Source organism: Pedobacter nototheniae, assembly GCF_032678625.1.
GTDB lineage: Bacteria > Bacteroidota > Bacteroidia > Sphingobacteriales > Sphingobacteriaceae > Pedobacter > Pedobacter nototheniae_A.
In genome coordinates this window covers 335060-351362 of sequence record NZ_JAVTSO010000005.1, presented here as the reverse complement: position 1 = coordinate 351362, position 16303 = coordinate 335060, and the positions used below count along the sequence as shown (strand labels likewise).

Annotated in this window: 11 protein-coding genes; 6 read left to right on the top strand and 5 right to left on the bottom strand. The window is 37.5% G+C overall.

Features of this window, described 5'->3' with window-relative positions:
* Positions 1 to 4: 4 nt before the first annotated feature.
* The 6 genes from mutL (at position 5) to R2Q77_RS16255 (ending at position 8279) form a co-directional block, all read left to right on the top strand.
* Complete coding sequence (gene mutL / locus R2Q77_RS16280; protein ID WP_316804786.1) at positions 5 to 1852, top strand: DNA mismatch repair endonuclease MutL; 1848 nt, start codon at positions 5 to 7, stop codon at positions 1850 to 1852.
* A gap of 82 nt (positions 1853 to 1934) precedes the next feature.
* Positions 1935 to 2666: a rhomboid family intramembrane serine protease gene (locus tag R2Q77_RS16275; RefSeq protein WP_316804785.1), complete on the top strand. Its 732-nt coding sequence runs from the start codon at positions 1935 to 1937 to the stop codon at positions 2664 to 2666.
* Positions 2659 to 3513 carry a rhomboid family intramembrane serine protease gene (locus R2Q77_RS16270; protein ID WP_316804784.1) on the top strand — a complete coding sequence of 285 codons (855 nt, stop codon included), beginning with the start codon at positions 2659 to 2661 and terminating at the stop codon, positions 3511 to 3513. Before R2Q77_RS16275 ends, R2Q77_RS16270 begins: the two co-directional genes overlap by 8 nt.
* The gene (locus R2Q77_RS16265) at positions 3513 to 4619 is read left to right on the top strand and encodes an endonuclease/exonuclease/phosphatase family protein (protein WP_316804783.1); all 1107 of its coding nucleotides are present in this window, start codon (positions 3513 to 3515) and stop codon (positions 4617 to 4619) included. Before R2Q77_RS16270 ends, R2Q77_RS16265 begins: the two co-directional genes overlap by 1 nt.
* 121 nt (positions 4620 to 4740) lie before the next feature.
* Complete coding sequence (locus R2Q77_RS16260; RefSeq protein ID WP_316804782.1) at positions 4741 to 5373, top strand: nitroreductase family protein; 633 nt, start codon at positions 4741 to 4743, stop codon at positions 5371 to 5373.
* A 179-nt stretch (positions 5374 to 5552) separates the two neighbouring features.
* Positions 5553 to 8279: a carboxypeptidase regulatory-like domain-containing protein gene (locus tag R2Q77_RS16255; RefSeq protein WP_316804781.1), complete on the top strand. Its 2727-nt coding sequence runs from the start codon at positions 5553 to 5555 to the stop codon at positions 8277 to 8279.
* Between the two features lie 69 nt (positions 8280 to 8348).
* On the opposite strand, the gene R2Q77_RS16250 is transcribed toward R2Q77_RS16255, so the two are convergent.
* From R2Q77_RS16250 to R2Q77_RS16230, 5 genes are all read right to left on the bottom strand, one after another.
* Positions 8349 to 9311: a D-glycerate dehydrogenase gene (locus tag R2Q77_RS16250; protein ID WP_316804780.1), complete on the bottom strand. Its 963-nt coding sequence runs from the start codon at positions 9309 to 9311 to the stop codon at positions 8349 to 8351.
* Positions 9312 to 10010: 699 nt separating this feature from the next.
* Positions 10011 to 10811: a DUF4249 domain-containing protein gene (locus R2Q77_RS16245; RefSeq protein WP_316804779.1), complete on the bottom strand. Its 801-nt coding sequence runs from the start codon at positions 10809 to 10811 to the stop codon at positions 10011 to 10013.
* 7 nt (positions 10812 to 10818) lie between these two features.
* The gene (locus R2Q77_RS16240; protein ID WP_316804778.1) at positions 10819 to 13146 is read right to left on the bottom strand and encodes a TonB-dependent receptor; all 2328 of its coding nucleotides are present in this window, start codon (positions 13144 to 13146) and stop codon (positions 10819 to 10821) included.
* Between the two features lie 107 nt (positions 13147 to 13253).
* The gene (locus R2Q77_RS16235; RefSeq protein WP_316804777.1) at positions 13254 to 14393 is read right to left on the bottom strand and encodes a multiheme c-type cytochrome; all 1140 of its coding nucleotides are present in this window, start codon (positions 14391 to 14393) and stop codon (positions 13254 to 13256) included.
* Positions 14394 to 14477: 84 nt separating this feature from the next.
* Positions 14478 to 16265, bottom strand: a complete 1788-nt coding sequence (locus R2Q77_RS16230) for a cellulase family glycosylhydrolase (RefSeq protein WP_316804776.1) — start codon at positions 16263 to 16265, stop codon at positions 14478 to 14480.
* Positions 16266 to 16303: the final 38 nt, after the last annotated feature.

The following is a 16303-nucleotide window of genomic DNA, read 5'->3' as shown; positions in this document are numbered from 1 at the left end:
ATACATGACTGATATTATTCATTTATTACCTGATGCTGTTGCCAACCAGATTGCTGCCGGAGAAGTTGTTCAAAGACCTGCTTCTGCGGTAAAAGAATTGCTCGAAAATTCTATTGATGCTGGGGCAGATAAAATTCAACTGGTGATAAAAGATGCAGGTAAAGCCTTAATCCAGATTATTGATAACGGCTGTGGCATGAGCGTTACCGATGCAAGAATGTGTTTTGAACGCCATGCAACTTCTAAAGTAAAAAAGGCCGAAGATTTATTTGCCATTCGTACTATGGGTTTCCGTGGAGAGGCAATGGCTTCTATTGCCGCCATTGCACAGGTTGAAATGAAAACCCGCAGGCATGAAGATGAAATTGGTACCTGTATTAGTATAGAAGGTGCCCAGGTTATCAACCAGGAGCCAGTAGCAACCTCGCCCGGCACGCAAATAGCAATTAAAAATTTATTTTTCAATACACCAGCCAGGCGGAATTTCTTAAAAAGCAATCCTGTTGAAATGCGCCATATTATTGATGAATTTCAGCGTGTGGCTTTAGCGCATCCAGCTGTGTTTTTCAGTTTGCACCACGATGGTGTAGAAATTTACAACCTGCCGAAGGGAAATTTAAAACAACGCATTGTCCATTTATTTGGCAACAATTATAACGAACGCCTGGTTCCGGTTGAAGAGGATACAACCATCATTAACCTTAAAGGATATATTGGTAAACCTGCCTTTGCAAAAAAAACCAGAGGTGAGCAGTTTTTCTTTGTAAATAACCGTTTTATTAAAGATCCATATTTAAACCATGCAGTTAGTTCTGCTTTTGAAGATCTTTTACCGGATGATAGCTACCCGCTTTACGTTTTGTTTATAGAAATCGATCCTGCAAAAATTGATGTGAACGTTCACCCAACAAAAACGGAGATTAAATACTTAGATGAGAAATCTATTTATGCCATTTTAAAATCGGCAGTAAAACGATCAATTGGCCGTTACAATATTGCACCAACACTTGATTTTGACCAGGAAACTGGTTTCAGCAACATGATTACGCCGAAAGCAGTGGAGGATATTGTGCCACCAAGTATTAATTTTAACCCTGATTTTAATCCGTTTGCAAGCGATAAAAATGAAGTTGGTTTGGGTTATACAACTGCTTCGAGCGCACCAAGAAATTATGAAGCTAAACCCAACACTAAAAACTGGGGCTCCTTATATGAAGTAACCCAGCAGCCTGTTGTAGAACAAACCTCATTTTATGCTGATGATGCCGTTTTAGAGACTAAACAAAAGCAATATATGCAATTGCATAACCGCTATATTGTATCGCAGATAAAATCGGGTTTAATGGTTATCGATCAGCAAATGGCCCATGAGCGAATCCTTTACGAGCGATTTCTCGTACATCTCGACGATCGCAAAGGCGCCTCACAGCAAAGTTTATTTCCGCAAACCATTACCTTAAATGCCAACGATTTTGAACTGGCCAAAAGTTTACTCGATGATATAAAAAGTTTAGGCTTTGATGTACGCGAATTCGGGAAAAACACGTTAGTGGTAGAAGGTATTCCTGTTGATTTAGGCAGCAGTAATATTAATGAAACACAATTATTTGAACAGCTTATTGAGGGTTTTAAAAATTCGCAGCAAGAGCTAAAATTAAATAAGCGGGATAGCTTAGCCCGAAGTTTAGCTAAAAACAGCGCCATAAAAGCAGGAACAGCTTTAAGCCAGGAAGAAATGAATACACTTATTGATGAACTTTTTGGCTGTAAAACACCTAACTTTAGCGTAACCGGAAAGCCGATTATACAAACCATTACTTTGGCCGAACTGGATAAGAAGTTTGAGAAATAAGCAGGGAGCATAACCAAATTACTCATAAAGCAAACGTGGTTAAAAGTACTACAAAGGCTTAATTAGAACAATAACACTATAAATGAACAACATACATATCCCACCGGTAGTAAAAAACCTGCTGATTATAAATATTTTATTTTTTGCGGCTGCAAACCTGCTTCCAAAGCTTGATATGGATAATTTATTCGCAGCTTTTTACTTCGACTCCCCAAAATTTAATTTCTGGCAGCCCATTACATATATGTTTATGCATGGCGGCATTGCACATATATTTTTCAATATGTTTGCATTGTATTCGTTTGGCAGTTTGCTCGAATCTCGGTGGGGGGCAAAGAAATTTATTATTTTCTATTTGATAACGGGTTTAGGTGCTTTGTTTTTACAATGGGCCGTACAAGCTTTTGAAGTTCATCAAATTTTAGGTTCTATAACCGCCAGTGGTAAAATAAATATGGATACCTTTTCTCAGGGCCAGTTTGACAATAGATCTTTAACCTTAGCTAATGCAACTACCTTATACGGAATTTATTTCGGGGGTATGGTGGGCGCATCGGGTGCAATATTTGGGCTTTTGGTTGCTTTTGGAATGCTTTATCCTAATGCAGAGCTTTTAATTATGTTTATTCCGGTTCCGGTTAAAGCAAAATACATTATACCTGTGTATATTATCATAGAATTTTCTTTAGGTGTAGCACAAATACAAGGCGATTCTATTGCTCATTATGCGCATTTAGGGGGTGCTTTAATTGGATTTATCCTGGTAAAACTGTGGAAGGACAAGAACGATACTTTTTATACGCTGTATGAATAATAATATTTTTAAAGATTTAAAGTTTAAAATATTCCAGTCGGGCAACCCATTGTTTTTTTACATTGGTATTAATGTTATTTTATTTCTTGTTCCTGCGCTGGTTTCTGTTTTCTGCCTGCTTGGTAACGTACCATTTAATATTTACAACTGGATTAACAGTTACTTAGCCTTGCCAGCATCATTTTCGGCATTGCCGGCACATTTTTATACTATAATTACGTATATGTTTTTTCATGCCGGCTTTTTGCATCTTCTTTTTAATATGCTGGGGCTATTTTGGTTTGGAAACATATTTATGAACTTTTTAAATGCCCGCCAGTTTCATTTTGTTTATATAGCAGGCGGCTTGGCGGGTGCCATATTTTATATTGCTGCTTTTAATATATTTCCATTTTTTACCTCAACAGTAAGCTCTGCTGTACTTATTGGTGCATCAGCAGCAGTGATGGCTATTATTGTCGGTACGGCAACATTGGTTCCAAACTATGCTATTTTCCTGATGTTTTTTGGGGAGGTTAAAATTAAATACCTTGCCATAGCCTATATTATTTTAGATATTATCGGCATTACTTCGTTTAATGCCGGTGGCAGTTTGGCCCATCTTGGTGGTGCATTTTTAGGCTTTGCATTTATTAAAAGCCTTCAAAGTGGAAAAGACTGGAGCAAATTGTTCGAACGTAAGCCTAAATTAAGGGTCGTAAGAAATGAACAGCCTGTTAAAAAGGCCGAATTTAAAAATGTTTCGCAACAGGAAATTGATGCCATCTTAGATAAAATTTCTACTTCCGGTTACGATAAATTATCTCCGGTAGAGAAAGAAAAACTTTTTAAAGCGAGTAAAGATTAATGGCTAAAAAAAAATACAGCTTTTTTGATAAGTTACTTTTACCCATTGCTGTTGTATTGGCTATTTTTTTGCTGCTTGGTACTTTAGCCGGCAGCATGGATCCACGTAAACATGCAATAATTGCTTTTTTCGGTCTGGCCTATCCTTTCACTTTACTGGCCAATGTTATATTTTTAATCTGGTGGTCAGTTAATAAAAAATGGCTTTTTGCCATAATCACGTTTGCGGTTATTGCCTTTGGGTACAAAACGCTTAAAGCAACACTTGCTTTTGGTGGCAGTGAAGGCCGGACAGAAAAATCGGAGGGTAGCATCAGGATGATGACCTACAATGTACATAGCTTTAAACTTTACGGAGAAAACAACACCGAATCTGTTAAAGAAAAAATGCTGAAAGTAGTTAAAGAACAGAATCCAGATATTATTTGTTTCCAGGAATTTTATACGCGTTACAAGGGCTCTTTTGATACCATCGACAGTTTAAAGGCTTTATTGAATACCAGGTATTACTATTTTGTACCCACCAATAAAAATGATTACGAAGCCAATGGCCTGGCTATTTTTTCTAAATATAAAATTATAAATAGCGGGAAAATTCCTTTTGAACAAGGCATAGCAGGCAATATGAGTATTTATGCCGATTTGCAAATGGGCCTTAAAACTTTAAGAATTTATAATGTGCATTTCCAGTCAATCTCTTTTGAAAAACAGGATTACGATTACTTAGACAAGGTAAAGGAAATGAATACGGAACTCCAGCCTTCTAAACGAATCTTAAAAATGCTTAAAAGTGCTTTCTTAAAAAGAAGCAACCAGGTAGACATTATGAAAAAAGAAATGGCTACTTGTAAAACACCTTATTTAATTGCCGGCGATTTTAACGATACCCCCGCGTCTTATGTTGTAACTCAAATTACGGCTGGTTTAAACAATGCTTTTATTAAAAAAGGTTCGGGCCTGGGCAGAACTTACAATGGTAAATTCCCTAACTTTCAAATCGATTATATTGCTACAAGTAAAGAATTAGAAATTCTAAATTATCACATTACACAGGCGAAGCTGTCAGACCACTTTCCGGTAAGAAGTGACATCAGGTTTTTACCATAATTAAGGATTTCAATATCACTATCCTTTAAGATACTGCGAGTAATTCTTACCATACATCAACAAAGAGTTTTAAGCTAATCCAGATATTTGTGCTATTAATTGAAAATAAAAAACTTATAATATGAGCTTAATAGATGCCCTGAACTGGCGTTATGCCGTTAAAAAAATGAATGGTCAGCCTGTTGACCAAGAAAAGGTTGATAAAATTATTGCCGCAGCACATTTAGCACCTACTTCTTCGGGCTTGCAACCCTTTAAAGTTATTGTGGTGACGAACCAGGAGTTAAAAGAGAAAATTGCCCCTATCGCTTTTAATCAGTCGCAAGTTATAGATTCTTCTCACTTATTAATTTTTGCTGCAAACGAAAATTATACAGACGAGGGTATTGATGCCGTTTTTAACAGAATGAATGCTGAGCGTGGCTTACCTGAAAATGCAACTGATGCTTATAAAACACAGTTAAAAGGTATGATTTTATCAAGAACAGCTGAAGAAAACTTTAACCATGCTGCACGTCAGGCTTATATTGGTTTTGGCGTTGCCATTGCTGAAGCTGCAAGTTTACAGGTAGATGCTACACCAATGGAAGGTTTTAACGGCCCTGAGTTAGATAAACTTTTAGGTTTAAACAAACAAGGCTTACGTAGTGTAACCTTGCTTCCTTTAGGTCACCGTGATCCTGAAGGCGACTGGTTGGTAAACCTTAAAAAAGTACGTACTCCGTTAAACGAATTTTTAATCGAGTTTAAATAAGCAATTCGTTTATTTAGCAATCCTCTGAGGTTTTAAAACCTTAGAGGATTAATACAATGCCAAAGAGACAGATAATTTGGGTTTCTATTTTTATGTAAAAAAGTGTTAAACATCATAACATTTTAGGCGCTCTATGTATAATTGGATATATTTACCTCTTAGTATTTAAATTCCAATTCATGAAGATTTTTAGAGTTTTATTAATATTAGTTGCCTTTATATCAGTTCTAAACCTGCATTCATCGGCCCAAACCGATACCGTTAGCATCAATACCATTATTAATAAAACCAATAAAGTTTTAAACGATTACCCTGCCGAAAAAATTTACCTGCATTTTGATAAACCTTATTATGCCGTTGCAGATACCATTTGGTTTAAGGCCTATGTTACCGAGAATCAGAATTTCCTATCCGGGTTAAGCAAAATCATCTATGTAGATGTAATTAATCAGCAGGATTCGCTCATTCAAACGATAAAGTTACCCCTTACTGATGGTACCGCCAGTGGAAATATCCCTTTAGACCAGGTTAACTTTAAACAGGGTAATTATCACCTCCGGGCTTATACCATGTGGATGTTAAATGCAAACGATCCAGCATTTTTCAATAAAGCTTTTTTTGTTGGCGAAGCCATTGATAAAGAGGTTAAAACCAACATTACACTCAAAAACTCTTCAACAGATAAACAGGAAAAGATTGATGCACGTGTGCAGTTCAAAGATGCCGCTAATAAACCATATGCCAATCGAAATGTAACCTGGCAGGTGGTAACCAGTTATACCGTTATTGCTAAAGGGCGGGGTACTACAGATGCCAACGGCTTTTTAACCATTAATATGACGGCCAATCAAAAAGCTGAATATCAACTACAAAAAGGGCAGTTAATAACCAGCATTAATACAAGTGAAAAAGATATAGTTAACAATAGTTTTCCGTTAAAAACAGCCATCATCAGCAAAGACATACAGTTTTTTCCTGAGGGTGGTAAACTTATTGCGGGTTTAACTACCAAAATTGCTTTTAAAGCAATTAAAAGTGATGGTTTGGGCATTAATGCAAAGGGCACAGTAACGGATAATGACGGAAAACAGGTGGCTACTTTTTCTGCCCAACACTTAGGCATGGGAACTTTTACTTTAGCTGCTGAAGCGGGTAAAACTTATACTGTAGCGATTACTTATGCGGATGGCACAACGCAAAATGTAACCTTGCCAGCAATAGAGGCAACGGGTATTACCATTGTGGCCGACAATAGTAATCCTGAAAACATATCGGTAAAAATTGCTTCCAACGATGCTTTTTTCCAACAAAATCAAGGCAAAAAATTCTATTTAATTGCGCAAAGCAAAGGGGTAATTTGTTATGGTGCGCAAACGGCACTTTCAAACAAAGAGTATTCAACATCAATTTTAAAATCGAAGTTTCCGGCAGGTATTGCGCAATTTACCCTATTTGCAGAGAGTGGGAAACCGCTTAGCGAAAGGATTATTTTTGTACAACATAAAAATGGTTTAACGCTTAATGTTACCAGTCCGTTACCAGCTTACGGTGTAAAGAAAAAAGTTAAAATTAATTTAGCAGCTAAAAAGGATGCATTGCCGGTTGCAGGGAATTTCTCTGTATCGGTTATTGACGAAACCAAAGTGCCTTTTAATGAGGACGGTGCCAGCACCATCTTTACGGGTTTGTTATTAAACAGCGATGTTAAAGGATATATCGAAAAACCTAATTATTATTTTAACAATACCGACGCTAAAAAAAGTGCAGATTTAGATGTTCTTTTACTAACACAAGGATATCGCAGTTATGCCTACACCGATATTATTGCCGGTAAGTTGCCAAAAGTTGATTTCCTGCCTGAGCAGGGTATAGAAATTTCAGGAATATTGAGAATGTCTAATGGTATCCCTGTAAGAAAAGGAGCACTCTTATTAACAATTCCTGATAAACGTTTTAATTTAGAGGGCACCACAGATCCGGTTGGTAATTTTAAGTTTTCTAACCTTGTTTTTAACGACTCATCGAAAGTGACCATTACAGCAAAATATAATACCAATTATAAAGGCATGGTGATTAGCTTAAGCGGGTCGCCTACACCAACCATCAGCCGAAACTTAAATGCACCGGAAGAGGTTTTAAACATAGACAGCGCCTTAACAACTTACTTAGCCAACAGTCAGAAACAATATTCTTATTTACACACCTTAAAGGATATAACCATTAAAGCGGCGGCCATACCTAAAGTAAGCCATAAAGATTATCCTGCTTTAACAGGCTTAAGCCAAATAGCAGATCATGAAATATCGGGAGATAGGCTAACGGGTTGTAATTTATTAATCAATTGTTTACAATCCATGTTGCCTGGCGTAACCTTTGTTGACAATAATTTCTATGTATCGAGAGATTATAATGCCGGCAAAAAGATCCCAATGGGTGTATTTATAAACGGAATGTTGATGGATGTTAACCAGCTTAATACTTTAGAGGCAGGTAACATAGAATCGGTAGAGGTATTTTTAAGAGATGAACTTGGCCTTGTAAACAGAGCCAATAATGTAAATGGTGTGATTGTGGTTAACCAGAAAAAAGCACCTAAGGGTACTAAAATTTCGAAAAGCCAGTTATTGGATATGTTGCCTAAAAACTACGAGATTACCTTCTCTCCTCAAGGTTATAATAAAGAGCGTCAGTTTTATGTACCTAAATATGATGTTCCGGCAAACTTAAACCGTAATGATTTAAGAACCACAATTTACTGGAATCCAAAGGTAATTACAGATGCAAGCGGAAATGCTTCTTTTGAGTTTTACAATGCCGATGGCAGAGGTCAGTATAAAGTAGTGGTTGAAGGAATTGATGCAAGTGGCAATTTAGGTCGGTCTGTTTTTAAATATACCGTAAAGTAACCACAAATTTTATTTCATATAAACAAGTATGCCGGACATTTTTGCCCGGCATACTTGTTTAACAGCAGGTTACTTTACCGGGTAAGGTAAAACGTCTCCCTTTAAACCAGCCATAATATTTTTTGCAATAATGTTAGCCATTGCCGATCTGGTTTCTATTGTAGCTGATCCGATATGTGGCAAAACAGCAACATTTTCCATGTCCAGCAATGGATTATTTTTCTGCATCGGTTCAGGATTAGTTACATCCAAACCAGCACCCCAAATTTCTCCTGATTGCAAAGCGTCCAGTAAATCTCCTTCATTATGTATGCCTCCTCTTGCGGTATTGATAAAAATAGAGGATGGTTTCATTTGTTTAAAAACCGATGATGTAAATTTGTTTTTAGTTTCGGCTGTTAATGCAGTATGCACAGAAAGCACATCGCTCTGCTCCAGCAGTTCCTCGAAAGAAACGTACTTTGCTCCTATGGCTTTTTCGGCTTCAGCATTTCGACTACGATTGTGGTAAATTACCGGCATTTGATAAGCACCAATGCATTTCTTCGCCATCTCCAACCCTATTTTACCCATGCCAAAAATCCCCAGTGTTTTGCCATTCAGTTCAATACCCAGTTCCGGTACAGGTTCATAGTTCTTCCATTCACCATTAATAATTTTTTTATGAAAGTAAAATGCTTTGCGCGATACTGCCAGCATAAGCAAAAAAGCGGTGTCGGCTGTTGCACCACTTAACACACCAGGTGTATTTCCAATCGGGATATTCAACTTTTTAGCTTCTTCAACATCAACCTGATCAAAACCTACGGAATGCAATGCAATTACCTTTAAATGGCTGCAAGAATTTAAAAAATTTGCATCGATTTTATTAGGGCCAACACTAATCAGTGCATCGTTTTGCTTACAGGCCGCAATTAGTTCTTCTGCAGTAATTTGCCTGCTTTCTTTCCATTGGGTAATGGAAATATTGTTTTCTTCTAATTCTTTTATGCCACTTTCGGCTATGTTGCCGCTAATAAATACTTTCATCATCTATTAACAAAGGTAGCTTTATTGATGTTTTAGGAAAGTCAAAAAGAAGTGCTGCTGTAAGATAGATTGCCTCGCCCAAACGCACAAAAAACCTAAGCTTCGTTCGCAATGACGGTCCTATTTCCGTCTTTGCAAGGGGGGAAAGTGTGAGCCGAAGCAATCTGTGAAGCTGTTCGTTATCTAAAGTAAAAAGATTGCTTCACCCAAACGCAAAAAAACCTAAACTTCAGTTCGCAATGACGTTCCTGTTTTCATCTTTGCGAGGCAGGAAAGTATAAGCCGAAGCAATCTGTGAAGCTGTTCGTTATCTAAAGTAAAATAAATTACTTCACCCAAACGCACAAAAAACCTAAGCTCAGTTCGCAATGACGTTCCTATTGCCGTCTTTGCGAGGCAGGAAAGTGTGAGCCGAAGTAATCTGTGAAGCTGTTCGTTATCTAAATAGATTGCTTCACGCAAGCGCACAAAAAAAACCTAAGCTTCAGTTCGCAATGACGTTCCTGTTTTCATCTTTGCGAGGCAGGAAAGTGTGAGCCGAAGCAATCTGCGAAGCTGTTCGTTATCTAAAGTAAAATAAATTACTTCACCCAAACGCACAAAAAACCTAAGCTTCGTTCGCAATGACGGTCCTATTTCCGTCTTTGCGAGGGGGGAAAGGGGGAGCCGAAGCATTCTGAAAAGAAAAACTACATCCGAAGACTAAGGTGCTGTAATGCTAATTTTTTGATATGTATGTGCCGAAAAATAACCTAAAGCATTATTGGAAATGTTTGAAGTAGGATTTGAAGGAGTTGTACCCTGATTTGGCCCCCTGCCCGATTGCTGGCTTAACGCATACCAGTATTTAAAAATATTGGCATCAATACATTCCATCTCTACACTTACCTTGTCGCCAGTGTTTAAACCTTCATCATCATCGTCACTTTTTTCATAGTACAGCTGCAAACGTAGCTTGTTTCCATTAGTTAAACGATCATCATTTACATAGATACGATTAGATAAAGTGCCATTTACATATAAATAGAAGTGATAATAATTTGCATCTAATACCGGGTCGACCAAATAAGCCGCGGCCGTTTTACGCTCCTTACCAAAAAAACTATTGCTAATTACGCCAACCGAATCCAATTTAACCACTTGTGGCATAGTAGAAATTGCAGTGTAGCTTTTATTTTCTGCCGTTACCATCAGGCTATAGGTCAAACCAGGAACACCCTTCATTTTATTAATGTACACACCAGGTTCTTTTTCTGTAAAAGTATAAGTATTGCCTTTGTTATCGGCTACAGTAACATTTGCTCCGCTTACCTTCGGGTATATACTCTGATCGCTATAACCTACAGATTTTGTAATCCTGATTTGCTGATCAGTGAGTTTATCCGTAATGTTTGCTTCTATTACAATTTGAGGCTCGGCGTTGTCGGTATCAATGCTGATAATTTTCTTGCAGGAGGTTAGACACAAACAAAGGGCTGCAAAGTATAGAGTAAATGTTTTCATGTTGCTACTAAAATTTAAAGTTCCAGGTTACAGATGGAATTAATCCGAAAAGAGAAGTTTGTTCGGCCACTGTTTTTGTTGGATCTTTTGGATCATTAATAAATTCAATTGAATATGGATTTTTGCGGGCAAGGGCATTATAAATTCCAAAATTCCAGCTCGACTGGTAGCGTCCTGTATGCTTACCTTCTAAAGTTGCACTTAAATCAAGGCGCATGTTATAAGGCATTCTGCCGGCATTTCTTTGGGTATAATAGTACATGGTTTGGTTGCCAACGCTATACTTGCCGGCTGGAAAAGTAACGGCATTGCCCGTACTGTAAATGAAACTTGATGAAAATGTCCATCGCTTATTTAAATTATAAATACCAACTACCGATACATCGTGGGTTCTATCCTGCCGGGCCGGGAAGTAATTACCATTATTTAATTCAGCAAACTTCCTTTCCGTACGCGAAAGTGTATAACCTACCCAACCGTTTAATTTCCCGAATTTCTTTTTGAAAAACAATTCTAAACCGTATGCTCTTCCGGTGCCATAAAGCAGCTCTGATTCTACATTTGAATTGGCAATTAACTGTGCTGCATTTTTATAGTCGATTTGGTTCTGCATCCATTTATAATAAACTTCGCCCGAAAGTTCGTAATTGTTTTCTTCCAGATTTTTAAAATAGCCTAAAGCAACCTGATCGGCAATTTCGGGTTTAATGTTATTGCTGCTTAAAACATACTGATCGGTTGGCGAACTGGAGGTAGCATTGGTTAAAATGTGAACGTTTTGCGTGTTTCGATTGTAGGAGGCTTTAATGGAGTTTTGCTCATTAAACAAGTAACTTACAGAAAAACGAGGTTCTAAATTCAGGTAGTTTTTGTAAAACCGGCCGCTTTCTATATGATCTACATTACTGATGTTTCCATCTGTATCGTACTGGCCAAAATTACCTGGTCCCATTAAAGAAAATGCGGCTAAACGCAAACCATAAAGAAAATTTAATTTATCGCTTACGGCCCATTCATCAGAAATGTAAAGAGCAGACTCCAACCCGTAACGTTTTTCCTGTGTTAATGAATTTACCTGCGACTCTTGCGAAGTTGAGGTGATGTCTATCGGAGAAATGCGGTGCTGCGTTGCGTTTAAGCCAAACCGTAAAGTGTGTTTATTACTGAAATACTGAAAATCCTCTTTAAAATTGAAATCCCTTACTAAAGAAGTGGCTTTAAAATTAGTCGCATCGTTAAGTAACCTTACCGTATAATTGTAATTGTTGTAAATTAAAGCAGTATTGGAAAACAATCTTGCATTAAAAATATGATTTAACCGGATGGTGGTGGTTACATTACCCCAGTTATTCTCAAAAAGATCTTTTACGCCAATATTATCCTTCCCAAAATAACCCGAAATGTAAATGGTGTTTTTATCATTGATTTTATAATTGGCCTTTGCATTAATATCGTAAAAATTCAGCGTACTGCCATTTATAGAAGAATCAGGCGAAGCTTTTAAAAACAAATCGATATAAGTTCTTCGGAAACTAACCATAAAAGAACCCCTATCTTTAACAATTGGTCCTTCTGCTTTCAAACGCGATGCAATTAAACCAACACCGCCCTGAAACTTAAATTCTTTATTATTTCCATCGTCCATTTTAACATCTAAAACAGAAGATAAACGACCGCCATATTGCGCCGGCATACCACCTTTATATAAACTTACATCTTTAATGGCATCTGCATTAAACGTAGAGAAGAAACCCAGTAAATGGGATGAATTGTACACTACGGCTTCATCAAGCATAATTAAATTCTGATCTGCTGCACCACCTCTAACATAAAAACCGGTATTGCCCTCACCCCCAGATTTTACACCTGGCAACAGTTGAATGGTTTTTAAAACATCTTTTTCACCTAATAAAACCGGGATGGAATTTAAAGATTTCATATCCACTCTTTCCAATCCCATTTGAGCACTTTTAACGTTTTCATTTTTACGGTTGCTGGCACTAACCACCACTTCAGCCAAATCATTTGCTGTTTTCAGCTCCTCATTTAGCTTAATGTTTTTATCCAGGGTAATGCTTTTGGTAAAGGAGGTGTAGCCCGTATAACTAATGGTTACGGTGTAAGTACCTTCGGGTTGTGTTAAAGCATAATAACCATAGGCATTGGTTTGCGTACCCGCAGTGGTGTTTCCGCTTATTTTTATTGTTGCACCAATTAAAGTTTCTCCGGTACTGCCATCGCGAACGGTACCACTTAATGTAAATTTATTCTGTGCAACTGCAGAATTAATGAAGAGGAAAAGCAATAATAAAGGGAAGTAAAATTTTAAGGGCATATCTGATCAGAATCTTATGGAGATTGATGCCAAATGTACGAATTACAACTTCTTAAAAAATATAAATTCAAGCCATTAAAAGCTAAGCCATACCTTTTAACATTTAATTAACGTGCTGCAGAAGATTGTGCAACAGGATAAATACCAATATGATGCGAACGCAAAAGATACGGGCTTACCTGATCTTGCCCTGCTTTTTGAAAACTGATTAATTTTGAAGGCTGCTTAGGCATGTGGCAATCGATGCAATTATCTTTGAGTATGCCTTTAGCCAATGTAACGGCACTATGTTGTGTTGTTTTATGGCAGTTTATACAGCGCTGGCTATAAAGCTGCATATTTCCTTTTACACTTTCGTGGGTATTATGGCAAGATTGACACGTCATGGTTTCGCTTTTCCGGTAACACATACTACCTGTTAGCATGGCGGTTTGATTACCGTGTACATCGGGATTGGCACCGCCGAAGGATACAAAATCCTGAAAGTAATAATCACCCAAATCATCGCCAGGCTGAAAGCCAAAGACAGATTTCTGAGGCAGAACATTGTTTCCTGAATGGCAAACACCACAGGCATCCATTTTTTGTTTCCGGCTTAGGGTTTTATAAATGGTTATAAATTTTGCATTCTTTTCTTCCGGATTTTCCATATGAAAAACGACATGCTGTTTACCTGGTCCATGGCAGCGTTCGCAATCTATTCCATAAATTAAGGATCCTTTTTCCATTTCCTCATCCAAAACCAAGGCTGATTTTTGGGTAACTTTCTTTTTTACATAACTTCCGTGGCATTCAATACAGCGGCTGGTAATTCCTCTGCTGTAATAAATTTTATCCATTGGAAAACCGGGACTGTTTGCCCAGTTATTAATAGAGGAGAAATAAGATAATGGCAGTTCGAGTAACTTTTTCCCTTGCCAGTAACCATAGGTATATGCTTTTTCGCCCGATCCAAATTGAATATCGAAGCGTTCTGCATGGGTTTCTTTTCCGTTTTCGTAAGCAACCTGATAAATGCCATTTTTCCTTTTTTCGATTGCTACCCGCATATGGTCGTTATAAGAAAAGGTATTAGAATCGGCTGCAAACACTTTCAATAAATCCCGATCAATGATGGGTTTGGAGGTTAAGCCATGCGCACTGTGGGCATAAGATTGAGATAGAGCCGCATGGCATTTTACGCACGTTGCGGCTCCGGTATAATTTTCACCCCTGATGTCTTTTGGCAATTGATCGGCTACACTCATACACCTGGATAAGATAATAACAACCAAAATAATTGTTGCAAATAGGAGGAGAATGCGCTTAAAGCCTTTCAAGGGGATGTTTTGTTATTTTACAAACTGAATATAAGAAAAATTATAACCACCTGTATCAGTTATAATCCGAATATGCTGTTTGCCTGCATTTAAAGCTATGTTTTTAATTTCAAAAGGTATAAAATTTTTATTATTTCCGGTATTGGGAATTTTAATGTCAGTTGCCATAATTTTACCGTTTACAGCAACTGAAATTTTTCCATCGTTCTGGTTGGAAGCTGTACTTAGTTTTAGTGTATAATTGCCTTTTTTCTCTACCGCAAGTGTGTATTGTAGCCATTCTCCCTTTTCAATATTGGTTACATAATATTTTTCGTATTGGGCTGAATCTTTCAAAATATCAACCCCGTCATTTCTATAGATACGACCACGGTTACCAGCACTTCTTTTACCTGTAGATACATGGTAATCTGCCGTATCAGCATCAAAATAGGCGTAGCCATTTCTACCCAAATCATAATCAACGGCATTAATTATAGCATTATTTTTCACTAAATTAGCCTTAAAAGATTTGGTTTCAGTGGTGAAGGGCTGGCGAATCATGGCATCAATTACATCTCTATGAATAATTGTATTTTCTAACTTTACGTAAGTTGCCAATTCCATCAATCCACTGTATACATTACTTTCTTTTGGCTTGTTGCCACCTTCGTTCATGTATTTAACCACGCTGTCGTAATTTGGATTAGATTTTATTTCCATCGGGTTATTGAAGCCAATCTTTTTTAAGGGCCACCATGACCAGCCAATGTTATTTTCTTCCAGCAAGTGAATGGCATCCGTAAACCAAACATTGGAGTTTTCGCCGGTTTCACCCAACCATACCGGTACATTTTGCTCCTCTCTTGCTTTTATCAGGTGTGCAATAGAAGCCTGATCATTGTAATTCCAGTACTTATGGTAACTCAATACCATATTTTTATCCCATACCGGGAAAATGCCATTGTAATTATTGCCCCAACCGTTGCCTTCTATAATGATAATGTGTTTCTGATCTATTTTTCGGATGGCAGCAGTAATATCAACCATTAATTTTTTTAAAGGCGCATTTAATTTTTCTTTGGTACCATTTTTATCCTCTTCCAGGTTCTGGAAACCCCAGTTTGGCTCATTCAAAATGTCGTAAGCTCCAATATAAGGTTCATCTTTATACCTTTCAGCTAATTTTACCCATAGTGCAATTGTTTTCTGCTGATTGGCTTCGCTGTCCCAAAGCGATAGCTTTGACGGATCTCTGTCGGCAATATTTAAATCGCTGCCTTGTCCGCCAGGTGCGGCATGTAAATCTAAAATTAAATACATATGATTGGCCTTACACCACGAAAGCAAACTATCCGTTAAAGCAAAGCCCTTTTCCAACCAGGTATTTTGTCCGGCAACAGGCTCTTTATCAACAGGCAAAGTATAAAGGTTATAGTGCATGGGCAGGCGTACAGAATTAAAGCCCCATGCTTTTAAAGAGTCTATATCTATTTTTCTGGTATGGTTATTTAACCAGGCATCATAAAATTCCTGCGTTTGCCTGGCACCCATCAGTTCTTCTAAACGTTCGCGGATTCTATATTGCTGTGCATCTTTATTAATTTTAAGCATATAACCTTCCTGCAACATCCATCCGCCTAAACCAATACCTCTGAGTAAAACATTTTCGCCCTTTTCGTTTACTATTTTCTTGCCTTCGGTTTTTAAGAAACCTTGAGCGAAACCGTTGAGCGAGGTAATGCTTATTAGAAGGAGAAAACTTAGTTTTTTTACAGTGTTAACAAACCGGTATTTTTTTTTGATTGGGTTTTGTGACATAGAAATTTTGATTACGTAAATTATAAAACGGGATTAGT

What these genes read in the sequence shown, in the direction of transcription:
- R2Q77_RS16240 (WP_316804778.1), bottom strand. Translation starts at nt 13,146, where the DNA reads ATGCCCTTAAAATTTTACTTCCCTTTATTATTGCTTTTCCTCTTCATT.
- R2Q77_RS16275 (WP_316804785.1), top strand. Translation starts at nt 1,935, where the DNA reads ATGAACAACATACATATCCCACCGGTAGTAAAAAACCTGCTGATTATA.
- R2Q77_RS16265 (WP_316804783.1), top strand. Translation starts at nt 3,513, where the DNA reads ATGGCTAAAAAAAAATACAGCTTTTTTGATAAGTTACTTTTACCCATT.
- mutL (WP_316804786.1), top strand. Translation starts at nt 5, where the DNA reads ATGACTGATATTATTCATTTATTACCTGATGCTGTTGCCAACCAGATT.
- R2Q77_RS16255 (WP_316804781.1), top strand. Translation starts at nt 5,553, where the DNA reads ATGAAGATTTTTAGAGTTTTATTAATATTAGTTGCCTTTATATCAGTT.
- R2Q77_RS16270 (WP_316804784.1), top strand. Translation starts at nt 2,659, where the DNA reads ATGAATAATAATATTTTTAAAGATTTAAAGTTTAAAATATTCCAGTCG.
- R2Q77_RS16230 (WP_316804776.1), bottom strand. Translation starts at nt 16,265, where the DNA reads ATGTCACAAAACCCAATCAAAAAAAAATACCGGTTTGTTAACACTGTA.
- R2Q77_RS16245 (WP_316804779.1), bottom strand. Translation starts at nt 10,811, where the DNA reads ATGAAAACATTTACTCTATACTTTGCAGCCCTTTGTTTGTGTCTAACC.
- R2Q77_RS16235 (WP_316804777.1), bottom strand. Translation starts at nt 14,393, where the DNA reads ATGAGTGTAGCCGATCAATTGCCAAAAGACATCAGGGGTGAAAATTAT.
- R2Q77_RS16250 (WP_316804780.1), bottom strand. Translation starts at nt 9,311, where the DNA reads ATGATGAAAGTATTTATTAGCGGCAACATAGCCGAAAGTGGCATAAAA.
- R2Q77_RS16260 (WP_316804782.1), top strand. Translation starts at nt 4,741, where the DNA reads ATGAGCTTAATAGATGCCCTGAACTGGCGTTATGCCGTTAAAAAAATG.